Origin of the sequence: Ralstonia psammae, from assembly GCF_958405935.1 — a bacterium.
In the GTDB taxonomy this organism is placed as follows: domain Bacteria; phylum Pseudomonadota; class Gammaproteobacteria; order Burkholderiales; family Burkholderiaceae; genus Ralstonia; species Ralstonia psammae.
The window spans coordinates 128789-143245 of sequence record NZ_CATZBU010000011.1 but is presented as its reverse complement, the minus strand read 5'-3'; the positions used below and the strand labels follow the sequence as shown (position 1 = coordinate 143245).

Below are 14457 nucleotides of genomic sequence, written 5' to 3'. Positions count from 1 at the left end.
CCCCATCGGCATGGTCAATGATGTTGAAAAGATCACCACCAGCTGACAAGGCGACCTGTTGATTCGACAGGATGCGCGCGTTCCGATTGGTGATGTTGCCAGCGGCATTGACCGAAACGTCGCCGTTCTGGCCGAACAGAATGCCCAACTGACTGCCTGGCGTCGTCTGGTTCAGTACGTTCCCGCCTGCATTCAGGGTCACCGCGCCGAGCGAGTCCGAGTTTGCGCTGATGCTGGTATTACCTTGTATCAGCGTGTTTCCGTTGGAAATATCGCCTGCGCTCTTGATCAGCACGCCGCTGTTGACCGATGCGAGCGTGCTTGTTCCTGATCCATTGTTCTGAAGCGCAACCGATGCGCCATCCAGAATCACGGCGCCGTTGGAGACAACGCTGCTTTCAGACAGCCAATGTTTCCAGTTGCGGACACATTGAATCCGCCACTGTTGGCCTTGATGTTCATGCCACTAAGTTGAACCGCGTCCTTGGCGGTGAGACTCACGTTGTTAGCCGCCGTCAGCGCAGCGTTGGTGAGTTGAACGCCTCCATTAGACGTGAGAACGAAATCGCCATACGACGCGTTCAATGCACCGGCACTGCGTACGCCCGGGCCTTTATCCGTGACGATCGGTTCAATGCGGCCGCTGGCGAGGCTGCCCGCCGCCGTGATATCGATGGCATAGCTGCTTGCCGTTTGCGGCTGACTAGGCGGCGTCAGTTGAAGCCAGTCATGACCGTTGTCCGTTGGGGACAGACCCGTGTTGATAACGGCGCGGCTCGTACCGGCGGTCAGCCGGGTTACTGCCGTTGGGGAGGAAAACGTGTTGGTGACTGGCCCCTGCACATTGATGTTTCTGGCCAGCATGTCCAAACCGATCAATGTACCGGTCAAACCGTTCGGCCCCACGGTGATGGTGCCGCTGTTCGTATCGAGGTTGACGTTGCGTTGATTGAGACCCGGCGCGATCTGCACGTCGGTGAAGCTGATCTGGCCTGTGGACAGTGCGAGGTGGCCGGTGTTGACGAATGAGCCTCCGTCAACCGTAATGCCATTGGGATTGGCGAGTACGACGTTGGCCCTGAGCCCCGCTACAGACAACTCACCCGAGATCTGGCTCGGATTAGTACTGGTCACCTGGTTGACGATCGTGCGGGCATTGATGCCGACGTTATTGAGAGTGACACCAGAGTTACCGACGTTGAACTGTGTATAGGTATTCTGCGAAACGCCTGACACGGCAGGGGCGATATTGACGATCTGCCGTCCGTTTGCCCCCGACACAACACTCGTCGCGGTTCCGCCGTCTGGAACCACGCCTGCACCAAATGTGGGAACACCCCACGCGAGCGCGCAGAGGCATGCAATATCGCGAAACACGGCATGCGTGCCACGCGGCTCAATATGGATCGACTCGGCCATCTCTGCTTCGCCGCCTGCGTCTGGCGGGACACTCCCAGTTTTTGTAGTTGTTCGCGGGTACCGCTATCCATGATCGAGACAGCGGACACTCGGGGTGTGAACGGAGAAAGCAGCGACAACTTAATGCGTCATTTACCCCTCTCAAGCAGGGAAAGAGGCAAATAAAATCGGGAATCAGACCACATCTACCTAAATCGATCTACCCAATCGGAAGGGTTGGCATTCAACTCAGCAGAGCAGTCGCCTCAATTCAATATTGATGACATCCTGGCTTAGTTTTATTTAATTCTTGAAATACGCTGCTGCTGCGGGCGCCAGTCTCTCAAGAGCTTCGACATGGATTTGTCGACTCACCGCGGCCCGACTGTTCACACGTCTTCGGACGCGGCATAACGCAATTGTGCGACCACGAAAGCTCCGGTCGGAACGGCAAAGACATGCTATTGATCCCCCCGTAAGGCACGTCTACTTCGAGAAAATCGCCGCCGGTTGGCAGGTGGCGAAAATGGTGCTCCCCTCACGACCAAGACGTTCTCAACGTGAGCTTTGCCAAAAGACGGCCAATCAAGCTGTTGAACAACTACATCGAGTTACGCTTTCTATCGCGGCGGTGGCAGTCCACGCACTAAAACGGAAACGTCTTTTCCATGAACTCTTGATGAGCACGCTTGGTCATGAAGATGGCACCATCGCGCATCAAATCGACGCATTCGTGAAACCACCGCTCGCGCATCACGCCCTCACTCCAAATAGCGAGCGAGATAGGCGTTTGCGAAGGCGTTGGAATCCTTCAACTGCACATCGAAGGAGTAGTGGAAAAACTGCCGCGCCGAAACAGGGTCGGCAGAGTCACCTGCTGCGCCCCCGAGCAGCCACAATTGCCGTCGCCCACCGCCTGCGACAAAATGGCGACGCCCCGACGGACCGCCGCATCACGCGGGAACGGCCTTCGCTCACGACACCTCCATGAAACTCCACCAGCTCCGCGCACTTGCTGCAATCGCCGACGCCGGCAGCATCCAGGAGGCCTCGCGCGTGCTGCACATTACGCAGCCTGCACTCAGCAAGGCCATCAAGGAGCTTGAGACCTCGGTGGGCGCGACACTCTTCGTTCGGTCCAGCAAAGGTATCCGCCTGACACCGTATGGCCAGCGGCTGGTCAGCCATGCACGGCTCATCAGCGAGAACGTACGCCGCGCGCGCGACGACCTCGAAGACATGAAGGGCACTGTCGTCAGCGAAATCAGCTTCGGCGTGACGCCGGTAACGGCGCTGATGCGCCCGGTGGCGGCCGTGCTCGACACCTTCCGCCGCGAGTTCCCTGCCGCCCGCCTGCGCATCCAGGAAATGCGCTCGGCGCAGTTGCTGGAACAGGTCCGAGAGGGATTGATGGACTTTGCCCTGACCTCGCAACTGCTCCCGGCCGATGGTGGGCTCGACTGCACGCCGGTGTGCCGCGTGCCCTCGGTGATCGGCGCGCGCAAGGAGCATCCGTTGCGAGGCTCGCGTTCGCTGCGCGAGCTGCAGCAGGCCGACTGGCTCACGCTGGACCCGCTCAGCGATATCCACGCACCCTTTTCGCGGCTCTTCGCCAACGCCGGGCTCGAGCTGCCGGGACGCGTAGTGGAATGCACGTCGATGAACCTCGCGCTGGAACTGTGCTGGAAGTCCGACGCGCTCTTGCTCCTCTCAGCTGAATCCCTGCGCCATTCAGTGATCCTGCAGACCATCGACTTCATTAGCGTCGACGAGCCGCTGCCCGATCGCATGGTGTCGCTCGTCACGCGCGACCGCCACACCCTCACGTGGGCCGCCGAACGCCTGCACAGCCGCCTGCTCGCCGGGCTGCAAGGACGACACGGGCATCTGGGAAAGCTGCCCGCTGCGAACTGACCTCGCAGCGGCCCGCTCGGGAAAGCCCCATCTCACTGACCAGGCAACCTGGCAACCTGCACCATGGGCGTGTTCGCTGGACAAGCCAGACAACCATGAACGCGGGCTAGCGGACCGCAATCCATGCGCCGCATCGGGTATGGCCGCTCGGGCCAGTCAAATCTGCCAACGCTTCGACCGTCTGCCTACGGGATAACCCGCACGAGCCATAGCCGTTGCTCATACCCATGAACAAAAGCGAGGGCCGTGAATGCTACGGGGCTCTTACCATGTGCCGCACAGGATCGGGCGCACCGGTCTCCTGCCAGTGCTACCTGCCCTACCAGCGAGGATTTCATGATCGAGTCGCAGCCCGTGTCACTTTCTCTGCCGTCACAGCCGGGGGCCGCGACGAGCAACGCTGGCGCCACGCCCGCTGCTGAACGCTCCCACGCGCGCCGCGCCGTGGTGGCAGCCGCCATCGGCAACGGCCTGGAGATGTACGACTTCACCGTCTACAGCTTCTTCGCGGCGACCATCGGACGGCTCTTCTTCCCCAGCACCAGCCCGCTGGCCTCGCTGATGCTGTCGTTTGCCACCTTCGGTGCCGGCTTTGTCATGCGGCCGCTGGGCGCGGTGCTGATTGGGCACTTCGCCGACCGCCGCGGCCGCAAGGCCGCCCTCACCCTCACCATCGGCTTGATGACGGCCGGCACCGCGCTGATCGCCTTCGCACCGACTCATGCCTCGATCGGACTGGCCGCCACCGCGCTCGTGGTGCTGGGGCGCCTGCTGCAAGGCCTGTCGGCTGGCGGTGAGATCGGCGCGGCCTCGGCGCTGCTGATGGAATCGGCCAGCAAGCAGAAGCGCTGCTTCCTGGTGAGCTGGCAAGGCGCGACGCAGGGCGGCGCGGCGCTCGCCGGCGCGCTGACGGGTGCGGCCATCACGGCGACGCTCTCTCCGGAAGCCATGATGTCGTGGGGCTGGCGCATTCCGTTCATGATCGGCCTGCTGATCGCGCCGGTCGGCTTCTACATCCGCCGCAACCTGAAGGAAACGCATGTAAGCGGAGCCGAACACGCCGATCTGAAGACCGTGTTCCGCCAGTATTGGCGCGTGCTGCTGCTGGGCATGCTGTTGATGACGGGTAGCACCTCGGGCATGTACATCACCGTGTTCTACATGCCGACGTACCTGATCCAGTCGATCCACATGCCGCCGGTCACGGCCTTCCTCGCCGCGTGCATGGCCGGTCTTGCCATGCTGGTCATGTCGCCCATCTTCGGCCGGCTCGCAGACCGCATGCCCACGCGCAAGCCCATCATCGTGGCAGCCGCGCTGGCGTCACTGGCTTGGTGCTATCCCAATTTCCTGCTGCTGACCACGCACGCCACGCTGGTATCCGTCGTGCTGCAGATCGGCGTGAGCGTAACGATCATGTCGATCAGCGGCGGTGCCGGCGCAGCCATGATGATGGAGGCGTTCCCGCGCGAGCACCGCGCCACCGGCATGGCGGTGATGTACAGCCTGGGTGTGACCGTCTTTGGCGGCTTTGCCCCGCTGATCGTGACCTGGCTGATTGCCGCCACCGGCTCCTCCATGGCCCCTGCCTGGTACCTGATGACTGCCAGCACCATCAGCCTGATCGCCCTGACGCTGTTTCCCTCGCACCCCGGCCGCGATTGACCCATCTCCGCACCCATACGACGCCATGAACCAACTGCCCGAAAACCTGAACATCCCGGCTCCGCTGCGCGAGGCTGCACAGCGATTCGCCCAGATCCGACAGCGCATCCACGCCCGTCCTGAACTGGGGGCGGATGTTGGCAACACCGCCGAACTGGTGGCCGGCTTGCTGAAGCAATGGGGCTATAGCGTGCATACCGTGGGCGGCCACGGCCTGGTGGGCCAACTCAAGGTGGGCGACGGCACGCGCAGCATCGGCCTGCGTGCAGACATGGACGCCCTGCCCATGCAGGAGCGCACGGGCCTGCCCTACGCCAGCGAAGTCCAGGGCCGCATGCACGCCTGCGGCCACGATGGACACACCGCCACGCTGCTGGCCGCCGCTGAATACCTGGCTTCCACGCGCAACTTCAACGGCACCCTCAACCTGATCTTCCAGCCCGACGAAGAAGGCCTGGCCGGGGCGCTCGCAATGATGGCCGATGGCCTGTTCGAGCGCTTCCCGTGCGACGGCATCTATGCCTTCCACAACGCGCCCGGGCTGCCGCTGGGTGCTGCCGTGGTGCAGGAAGGCCCGCTGGGCGGCTCATCGGACCGCGTCACCGTGACCTTCCGCGGCCGCGGCGGCCATGGCGCCATTCCCAATTTGGCCAACGATCCAACCCTCGCCATGTCGGCCACCGTGCTGGCCCTGCAGAGCATCGTCTCGCGCAACGTGGCGCCTGTGGACGCCGCCGTCATCAGCGTTGGCGAAATGCATGCCGGCACGACGCACAACATCATTCCCGAGACGGCGATGCTCAAGCTGAGCGTGCGCGCCACCAAACCGGAAGTGCGCGAGTTGCTGGAGCGCCGCATCCGCGAGGTGATCACGCACCAGGCTGCCTCGTATGGCGTGGGGGCGGACATCGAGTATGAGCGCCTCGTGCCGGCCATTCAGAACAGCGCGCACGAGGCCGGCATAGCCCGCGAGGCGGTGGCGTCGGTCGTGGGTGGCGAGCGCGTGCTGCGCATGCCGCCGTCGTCGCAGATGGGCAGCGAAGACTTTGCATGGATGCTGGAGAAGATGCCCGGCTGCTACTTCGCCCTGGGCAACGGCATCGCCGGACAAGCGTGGGTCGGCTGCTCGCTGCACAACGACGGCTACGACTTCAACGACAAGCTGATCCCGATCGGAGCGGCATGCTGGGTAGCGCTCACCGAGCAGTGCCTGCGCGCGTCGTGAACTTCGCCATGCTCGGTCTCGGCCGACCGATGCTGTGTTCTCGCTGCACCAAAAATTGCGCCAAAACGCCGCTCATTTAGAGAGAAGCCGCGCCAGCACAGGCGCGGCGTCCAGCTGCTGAGGCTGATTTAGGCCAACGGTCTGGGGTTCGAACCCCTCCGGGCAGGCCAGAAGCTCGGGACATTGACGGCCTACGCACCATCCCGCACCGGCAGCGCAGTCGAATACTTGATCTGCTCCATCGAGAACGATGAACTCACATCCGACAGCGGCACGGACTTGATGAGGTGCTTGTAGACCCGGTCGTAGTCTTCGATACCCGCCACCGCAACGCGCAGCAGATAGTCCATCTCGCCGCTCATCCGATAGACCTCGACCACTTCCGGCATGTCGCGCACCACCTGCGTGAAACGCTGCGCCCATTTCTCCGTGTGCTGATCGGTTCGCACGGCAACGAACACCGTCGTACCCACACCCAGCTTGCGTGGGTCGCACAGCGCCACCTGGGCGCGGATGACGCCCGTGTCCTTGAGCCGCTGCACCCGTTTCCAGCATGGCGTCTGCGAAAGATTCACACGCTGCGCAAGCTCTGCAATGGGCAGCGTCGCATCGATCTGCAACAGCCTCAGTAGTTCGCGGTCAATGGTGTCCATTTCCAGTCGAGAAATTAATTTCTATGCATGCGTAATTTTAGGGAAAATTTTCCGCAACACTGTGGAATCCACAGGAAACTTTGAATTATTTTTCTGGGCTGTCCGCCGTATCATTTTCGTGCCTCCATCGCAGCACAGAGAACGAAATGAGCGACAGCAACACCTTGCATTACCTCGACTACGCAGCCACCACGCCGGCCGACCCTCGCGTGATTGCTGCCATGACCGCCTGCCTTGGCATGGAAGGCGCGTTTGGCAATCCTGCGTCGAGTTCGCATGCGACGGGCCGCCTCGCACGCAACAAGGTCGAGCAAGCGCGCGGGCAAGTTGCTGCGCTCATTGGTGCAGATGCCGACGAGATCATCTGGACGTCGGGCGCCACCGAATCCAACAACCTCGCGCTGAAGGGCTACGCGGATACCGCCACAGGCAAGCGCCACCTCATCACCAGCCGCATCGAACACAAGGCCATCCTGGACACGATGGCGAGCCTGTCGGCGCGCGGCTGTTCAGTGACGTATCTCTCGCCGACACGCGATGGCGAAATAACGCCTGAAGCCGTGGCCGCAGCGATGACTCCGGACACTGGCCTCGTATCACTCATGCTGGTGAACAATGAGCTTGGCACGCTGACCGACGTTCGCGCGATCGCGCAGATCGTGCATGCCGCGGGCGCGCTGTTCCACGTCGATGCCGCACAGGCACTGGGCAAGACGCCGATCGATGCGCGCGCGCTCGGTATCGACATGCTGTCGATGTCCGCCCATAAGGTGTATGGCCCGAAAGGGATCGGGGCACTGTATGTCCGCCGCGACATCGCATCGCACATTGCGCCGCAAATCCACGGTGGCGGACACGAGCGCGGCCTGCGCTCCGGCACGCTCGCAACGCATCAGATCGTCGGCATGGGGGTCGCATGCGAATTGGCGGCGGAAGAACTTGAGCACGAGACCGCCCGCATTTCTGCACTGAGCCAGCGGCTGAAGGCATCGGTGCTTGCCCTCGGCGATGTGGCGCAGAACGCTGACGTCGCACGACGCATTCCCCATACCCTGAGTCTGACAGTGAACGCGCCAGGCTTCTTCCCGATGATGCTGGGCGACGATCTTGCCGTGTCGTCCACATCGGCGTGCAACTCCGCTGCGGGCACGCCCTCACACGTGCTGACGGCCATCGGCCTGGATGCCGATGCTGCGGGCCGCACCGTGCGCATCAGCCTTGGCCGCTTTGCAACCGAACAGGACGTCGACTTTGCCGTGGCGTGTTTCCGGCGCGCGATCGAGCAATGCCGCGCCGCGGCATCCAGCGGGTTGACCACGTCGCGACAGATCATGCCGGCCGATCTGAAGGCCATCCGCAATGCAGGTTTCCGCTCGGTGATCTGCAACCGCCCGGATGGCGAGAGCATCGACCAGCCCGCGTTCGAAGACATTGCCGTTGCGGCCCGCGAATTGGGCCTGGAAGCGCGCTACCTGCCGGTCGAGCCGGATGGCATTGGCGATGCAGACGTCGCGGCATTTGGCGAACTGGTCGATACATTGCCCAAGCCCATCCTCGCGTATTGCAGAAGCGGGAACCGGGCCGGCATGCTCTGGAACCGCCTGCTGGATCAACGTAAGAGCTGAGCCGCTCCGGCCCCCAGCTAAGCCACCGGCAGCTCCGTCGTCGACAGCACCTGCTTGAGCACCATGAACGTCCGGATCTGCCGCACACCCGGCAGATACAGCAACTGTTCAGCGTGGAGCCGGTTGTAGCCCTCGTTGTCTTTCGTGCGCACGAGCATGAAGTAGTCGAACTCGCCAGTCACGACGTGACATTCCAGGCAACCAGGCACTTTCTGCACCGCCTTCTCGAATGCCGTGAACGATTCCGGCGTCGAACGATCCAGCACGACGCCGATCATCACCAGCGACCCCAAATCCAGCGCGCGCGGATCGAGCAGCGCAACAATCCCCTTGATCAGGCCCAGCTCCTTGAGCCGTTCTACGCGGCGCAGGCAGGCTGGTGGGCTGAGGCTCACCTTGGCCGCGAGCGCCACATTGGAGATGGACGCATCGCGCTGGAGCGCCCTGAGAATCGCGCGATCGGTGCGATCCAAGGCGTGGCGCGCCGAAGCCACCGACCCGTCAGGCACGTCCTGCAATTTTGTTTCGCTCTTTTTCATTTCTTAGAAATAAAGAGATCAATAACCTGATTTTCAACCGGATACATTCTGGATACTAGACGATCTTTGCAACCTCATTTCGCAGTGTTCTGCGTACCATTGGTTTCCGACATCCCGCCACCTGCGGCACTGAAGGAGCCCCCTCATGAACCTGCAAAGATTCCCCCGCTACCCGCTGACGTTCGGCCCGACCCCCATCCAATCGCTGAAACGCTTGAGCGCGCACCTGGGCGGCAAAGTGGCGCTGTATGCCAAGCGCGAGGACTGCAATAGCGGCCTGGCCTTCGGCGGCAACAAGACGCGCAAGTTGGAATACCTGATCCCGGAAGCGCTGGAAGGCGGGTACGACACGCTGGTGTCCATTGGCGGCATTCAGTCGAACCAGACGCGCCAGGTGGCTGCAGTGGCAGCGCACCTCGGCCTCAAGTGCGTGCTGGTACAGGAAAACTGGGTGAACTACTCCGACGCCGTGTACGACCGCGTGGGCAATATCGAGATGTCCCGGATCATGGGTGCCGACGTGCGCCTCGATGCGGCAGGCTTTGACATCGGCATCCGGCCCAGTTGGGAACAGGCCATGGAAGATGTGCGCAAGCGCGGCGGCAAGCCGTTCCCGATTCCGGCGGGCTGTTCTGAACACCCGCTCGGCGGCCTGGGCTTTGTGGGCTTTGCAGAAGAGGTGCGAAAGCAGGAAGCGGAGCTGGGCTTCAAGTTCGACTACATCGTGGTGTGCTCGGTCACGGGCAGCACGCAAGCCGGCATGGTCGTCGGCTTTGCGGCGGATGGCCGGGCCGACAAGGTGATCGGCATCGATGCCTCGGCCAAGCCGGAGCAGACGCGTGCGCAGATCCTGCGCATTGCCCAGCACACTGCCGAGCTGGTCGACCTCGGCCGCGACATCACCGAGAAAGACGTGGTGCTCGACACGCGCTACGGCGGCCCGGAATACGGCCTGCCCAACGAGGGCACGCTTGAAGCCATTCGCCTGTGCGCACGCCAGGAGGCCATGCTCACCGACCCTGTGTACGAAGGGAAATCCATGCACGGCATGATCGACATGGTGCGCAACGGTGAATTTCCCGAAGGCTCGCGCGTGCTCTACGCCCACCTGGGCGGCGTGCCGGCACTCAACGCGTACAGCTTCATCTTCCGCAACGGTTGATGCAGCGCCGCCGCAGCGGCGCATCCGGGCGCGGGCGTGCATCGCGTGATCACGGCCCGCCTTCCAATCCTCCCTCCAGGCAGGACCAGCCATGACGGATTTTTCGACGGGGGCCACGTCGATGCGCCTCCTCGCGCATCGCACCGAAGACAGCGACCCAGGCGAAACCGCCGAATGGCTAGATGCGCTGGATGCCGTCATACAGCATGCCGGCACCTCGCGCGCGCAGTTCCTGTTCGACCGTCTGGCAGAACGCGCCTCAAAGCGTGGCGTCGGCACCGCCCTCGCCCGCGTCACGCCTTACGCCAACACGATCCCCGTTGAAGCGCAGCCGCCGTATCCAGGCGATATCGATACTGAAGAGCGGCTGGCCGCCGCGCTGCGCTGGAATGCGCTCGCCATGGTGGTACGCGCCAACCAGGCCTACGGCGAGCTGGGCGGACACATTGCAAGCTACGCATCGGCCGCCGATCTGTTCGAAGTCGGCTTCAACCATTTCTTTCGGGCTGACAACGCGGCGCACGGTGGCGATCTCGTCTACTTCCAGCCGCACGCATCGCCCGGCGTCTACGCACGTGCGTATCTCGAAGGCTTCCTCGACGAAGCGCATCTCGAACACTATCGGCGCGAGATCACAGGGCCGGGGCTGTGCTCATATCCGCATCCATGGCTGATGCCGGAGTTCTGGCAGTTCCCCACCGGGTCAATGGGCATCGGGCCGATCAATGCGATCTACCAGGCGCGCTTCATGCGCTATCTGCAGAACCGTGGCCTGCTGCAGACATCCGAACGCAAGGTGTGGGGCTTCTTCGGCGACGGTGAAATGGACGAGCCTGAATCGATCGGCGCTCTCTCGCTGGCAGCGCGTGAGCGGCTCGACAACATCGTGTTCGTCATCAATTGCAATCTGCAGCGGCTCGATGGCCCCGTGCGCAGCAACGGCCGCATCGTGGATGAACTCGAAGCGCAGTTCACGGGCGCGGGCTGGAACGTCATCAAGGTGCTGTGGGGCTCTGACTGGGATGCCCTCTTCGCCCGCGACCGCTCGGGGGCCTTGCTGCGGGCGTTCGCGCAGACCGTCGACGGACAGTTCCAGACCTTTTCCGCAAACGACGGCGCCTACAACCGCGAGCGCTTCTTCGGCCAGAACTCCGAGCTTGCCGCGCTCGTCTCGCATTTCAGCAACGAAGACATCGACCGCTTGCGCCGCGGTGGCCACGACGTGCGCAAACTCCACGCTGCCTACGCACAGGCGCTGCAGCACAAGGGCCAGCCCACGGTGATCCTCGCCAAGACCATGAAGGGCTTCGGCATGGGCAGCGTTGGTCAGGGCCGGATGACGACGCACCAGCAGAAGAAGCTCGACGTCAATCAGCTCAAGGCGTTTCGCGATCGCTTCCGCCTGCCGCTGTCCGACAGCGATGTCGAGCAATTGAAGTTTTACAAGCCAGCGCCAAACAGCCCGGAGATGCAATACCTGCATGCACGCCGGGCTGCCCTCGGAGGCTATCTGCCGAGAAGGCGGCGTGCGGCAACACAGGCGCTGACCGTGCCTGAGCTGCCATCCTGGGGGCAATTCGCGCTGCAAGCCGAAGGCCGCGAGATGTCGACCACGATGGCCATCGTGCGCATGTTCGGCAACCTGCTGAAGGACGACGCCCTCGGCCCACGCATGGTGCCGGTGGTGGCCGATGAGGCACGCACCTTTGGCATGGCAAGCATGTTCCGCCAGGTCGGCATCTATTCGCCGCTGGGCCAGCAGTACGAACCGGAAGATCTGGGTTCGATGCTGTATTACCGCGAAGAAACCGGCGGGCAGATCCTGGAGGAAGGCATATCGGAAGCCGGTGCCATTTCGTCGTGGATTGCCGCAGCCACCGCTTACAGCACGCACGATCTGCCGATGCTGCCCTTCTACATCTACTACTCGATGTTCGGCTTCCAGCGCATTGGCGATCTCATCTGGGCGGCGGCGGACCAGCGTGCGCGCGGCTTTCTCATCGGCGCAACGGCGGGAAAGACAACGCTCGGCGGTGAAGGACTCCAGCATCAGGACGGCACGAGCCACCTGGCCGCATCCACCGTTCCCAACTGCCGCGCATGGGACCCGGCATTTGCCTACGAGATTGCCGTCATCCTCGACGAAGGCATGCGCGCGATGCTGGAGCGTCAGGAGGACACGTTCTACTACCTGACGGTGACGAACGAGAACTACGCGCAGCCATCCATGCCGGATAGCGCCCTGCGTGCGGGCATCCTCAAAGGCATATATCCGCTGACACCGCAAAGCCTGTCGACCGCGCGCGTGCAGTTGCTTGGCTCGGGCGCCATCCTGGGTGAAGTCATGGCCGCCGCACAGATGCTCAAGGAAGACTGGAACATCGACGCCGCCACCTGGAGCGTGACCAGCTTTTCAGAGTTGCACCGCGAGGCCATTGCCGCGGAGCGCGTCGCCCGCCTCGGTGGTGAGGCCGCGCCTTCGTATGTGGAGACCGTCTTGCGCGAATCGCGCGGCCCCGTCATTGCGGCCACCGACTACGTGCGCGCCGTGCCCGAGCTGATTCGGGCGCACGTACCGCGGCGCTACGTCACGCTCGGCACCGACGGCTTTGGCCGCAGCGACTCGCGCCGGGCGTTGCGCGCGTTCTTCGAGGTAGACCGCGCGTCCATCGTCATCGCCGCGTTGAAGGCGCTTGCTGACGATGGTGCGCTGGATCATGCCGTGGTCCGTGAGGCGGTTGCACGCTACAACAAACACGCGACGGTGAACGACGCGCCGTGGACGCGCTAAACACCTCACTCGCACGGCTGCGCCGATGCATCAGCGCAGTTGGCAGAAGGGCCTTGGTCACGCCCGCTTTTTCGTTTCCAAATGTTACGAGGTGCACCGGGGGCGACTTCGGATAGCACGAGCAGCGAAGCCGTGCAGTACAGTCCATGCCATGAAAAAAGCCCTGACTTGCCCGTCTCTCGTCCTGCTGGCCTTGCTCGGTGCGTGCGCATCGCACCCGCCAGAGCAGCCCGTTGATTCGACCAGCACCACCGCTTCAGCAGCAACCACCAGCGCAGACAACGGCTGGCAGGCACTGCGCGCCAACTACATGGCATGCGTCCAGCGCCATGCCGATACCGGTGTGCCGGGCACCACGCAGACGAAGGCCGTGGTCTCCTCCGCGCTCGACGCCTGCGAAGGCGAGCTGCGCACCATGCACGACGGTTTCCGCGACCACCTTAGCGTGTCGATGTCATCGTCCGGCGCCCGCAAAGCGGCCGACCGCGTCACTGCGGACACCCGCGACAAAGCGCGCGTCTACCTGATGGGCTACGTCGACCACGAGCGTTATCTGGCGAAGTCGCGCTGAGCGGTTACAGCATCTCCAGTGCGCGCGGCCCCTTGGGCGGCGGGAAGATGCTGTCCAGCATCGCAAGCTGTTCAACCGTGAGCGTGTGCAACAGCGCGCCGATGTTTTCGCGCAACCGGGCACGATGGCCCGTCTTTGGAATCGCGATGATGCCGTCGCGCGCCAGCAGCCACGCCAGCGCCACCTGTGCCGGCGTCATGCCGCACTCCTGCGCAAAGCGCACGAGCTTCGGATGCCGAACCAGCCGCGCCTGCTCGATGGGCGAATAGGCCATCACCGGCACGCGGCGCTCGTGCAGCCAGGGCAGCAAGTCCCATTCGATACCGCGTCGGCTGAGGTTGTACAGCAATTGGTTCACGGCAATCTCATCGCCGCCGGGCACGTCCCACCATTCCTGCATGTCGGAGAGGTCAAGATTGCTCACGCCGTAATGGCGGATCTTGCCGTCGCGCTGCAGGGCCTGCAGCCCTTCCACCGTCTCTTCGAACGGCACATCGCCGCGCCAGTGCAGCAGGTACAGATCGAGGCGGTCAGTGCCGAGCCGGCGCAGGCTGCGCTCGCACGCTGCAGCGATATCGCGCCGGCTGGCGTTGTGCGGGTAGACCTTGCTGACGAGAAAGACTTCGTCGCGCCGCCCGGCAATGGCTTCGCCGATCAGCGATTCGGAGAGCCCTTCGCCGTACATCTCCGCTGTGTCGATCAGGCGCAAACCCAGGTCCAGACCCAGGCGCAACGTGGCGATTTCTTCCACGCGCGTGGCGCGGTCATCACCCATGTTCCAGGTGCCCATGCCGAGTGCAGGGACGCGTTCGCCGTTGGGCAGAGTGACTTGTCTCATGTCGTGCTCTCCATGTCGTGCGCTCCCGCTTTCCGATCGGGAGGCAAAACATGAATCTACAAGAGACGCGGCGCAC

Annotated in this window: 11 protein-coding genes and 1 pseudogene; 7 read left to right on the top strand and 5 right to left on the bottom strand. The window is 63.1% G+C overall.

The annotated features are described in order from the left end of the window. Positions 1–369: 369 nt before the first annotated feature. Complete coding sequence (locus R2N16_RS19610; RefSeq protein ID WP_316667721.1) at positions 370–1419, bottom strand: filamentous hemagglutinin N-terminal domain-containing protein; 1050 nt, start codon at positions 1417–1419, stop codon at positions 370–372. Between the two features lie 628 nt (positions 1420–2047). After that, positions 2048–2297, bottom strand: a pseudogene (locus tag R2N16_RS25540) (acyl-CoA thioesterase); the annotation flags it as partial. 88 nt (positions 2298–2385) lie between these two features. On the opposite strand from R2N16_RS25540, the gene R2N16_RS19605 reads away from it, so the two are divergent. The 3 genes from R2N16_RS19605 to R2N16_RS19595 all read left to right on the top strand — a co-directional run bounded on the left by R2N16_RS19605 (position 2386) and on the right by R2N16_RS19595 (position 6202). Then, positions 2386–3312 (top strand): LysR substrate-binding domain-containing protein, encoded by a 927-nt coding sequence (locus R2N16_RS19605; protein WP_316667720.1) that lies wholly within the window; start codon positions 2386–2388, stop codon positions 3310–3312. Between the two features lie 336 nt (positions 3313–3648). After that, positions 3649–4977 carry an MFS transporter gene (locus R2N16_RS19600; protein ID WP_316667718.1) on the top strand — a complete coding sequence of 443 codons (1329 nt, stop codon included), beginning with the start codon at positions 3649–3651 and terminating at the stop codon, positions 4975–4977. A 25-nt stretch (positions 4978–5002) separates the two neighbouring features. Next, on the top strand, positions 5003–6202 hold the full coding sequence (locus tag R2N16_RS19595; protein WP_316667716.1) for a M20 aminoacylase family protein: 1200 nt from the start codon (positions 5003–5005) through the stop codon (positions 6200–6202). Between the two features lie 191 nt (positions 6203–6393). Here the strand turns inward: R2N16_RS19595 and R2N16_RS19590 are convergent, their stop codons facing one another. Next, the gene (locus R2N16_RS19590; RefSeq protein ID WP_316667714.1) at positions 6394–6855 is read right to left on the bottom strand and encodes an Lrp/AsnC family transcriptional regulator; all 462 of its coding nucleotides are present in this window, start codon (positions 6853–6855) and stop codon (positions 6394–6396) included. Between the two features lie 146 nt (positions 6856–7001). Here R2N16_RS19590 and R2N16_RS19585 point away from each other — a divergent pair, with 146 nt between their 5' ends. Next, entirely contained in the window at positions 7002–8480 is a 1479-nt protein-coding gene (locus R2N16_RS19585) for an aminotransferase class V-fold PLP-dependent enzyme (RefSeq protein WP_316667712.1), read from the top strand. 17 nt (positions 8481–8497) lie between these two features. On the opposite strand, the gene R2N16_RS19580 is transcribed toward R2N16_RS19585, so the two are convergent. Further along, the gene (locus tag R2N16_RS19580; RefSeq protein WP_316667710.1) at positions 8498–9019 is read right to left on the bottom strand and encodes an Lrp/AsnC family transcriptional regulator; all 522 of its coding nucleotides are present in this window, start codon (positions 9017–9019) and stop codon (positions 8498–8500) included. Positions 9020–9164: 145 nt separating this feature from the next. On the opposite strand from R2N16_RS19580, the gene R2N16_RS19575 reads away from it, so the two are divergent. The 3 genes from R2N16_RS19575 to R2N16_RS19565 all read left to right on the top strand — a co-directional run bounded on the left by R2N16_RS19575 (position 9165) and on the right by R2N16_RS19565 (position 13543). Next, positions 9165–10181 (top strand): 1-aminocyclopropane-1-carboxylate deaminase, encoded by a 1017-nt coding sequence (locus R2N16_RS19575; RefSeq protein ID WP_316667708.1) that lies wholly within the window; start codon positions 9165–9167, stop codon positions 10179–10181. Between the two features lie 91 nt (positions 10182–10272). After that, positions 10273–12972: an alpha-ketoglutarate dehydrogenase gene (mdeB, locus tag R2N16_RS19570; protein WP_316667706.1), complete on the top strand. Its 2700-nt coding sequence runs from the start codon at positions 10273–10275 to the stop codon at positions 12970–12972. Between the two features lie 151 nt (positions 12973–13123). Beyond that, entirely contained in the window at positions 13124–13543 is a 420-nt protein-coding gene (locus R2N16_RS19565; RefSeq protein WP_316667704.1) for a hypothetical protein, read from the top strand. 4 nt (positions 13544–13547) lie between these two features. On the opposite strand, the gene R2N16_RS19560 is transcribed toward R2N16_RS19565, so the two are convergent. Continuing rightward, positions 13548–14381 (bottom strand): aldo/keto reductase, encoded by an 834-nt coding sequence (locus R2N16_RS19560; RefSeq protein WP_316667702.1) that lies wholly within the window; start codon positions 14379–14381, stop codon positions 13548–13550. Positions 14382–14457: the final 76 nt, after the last annotated feature.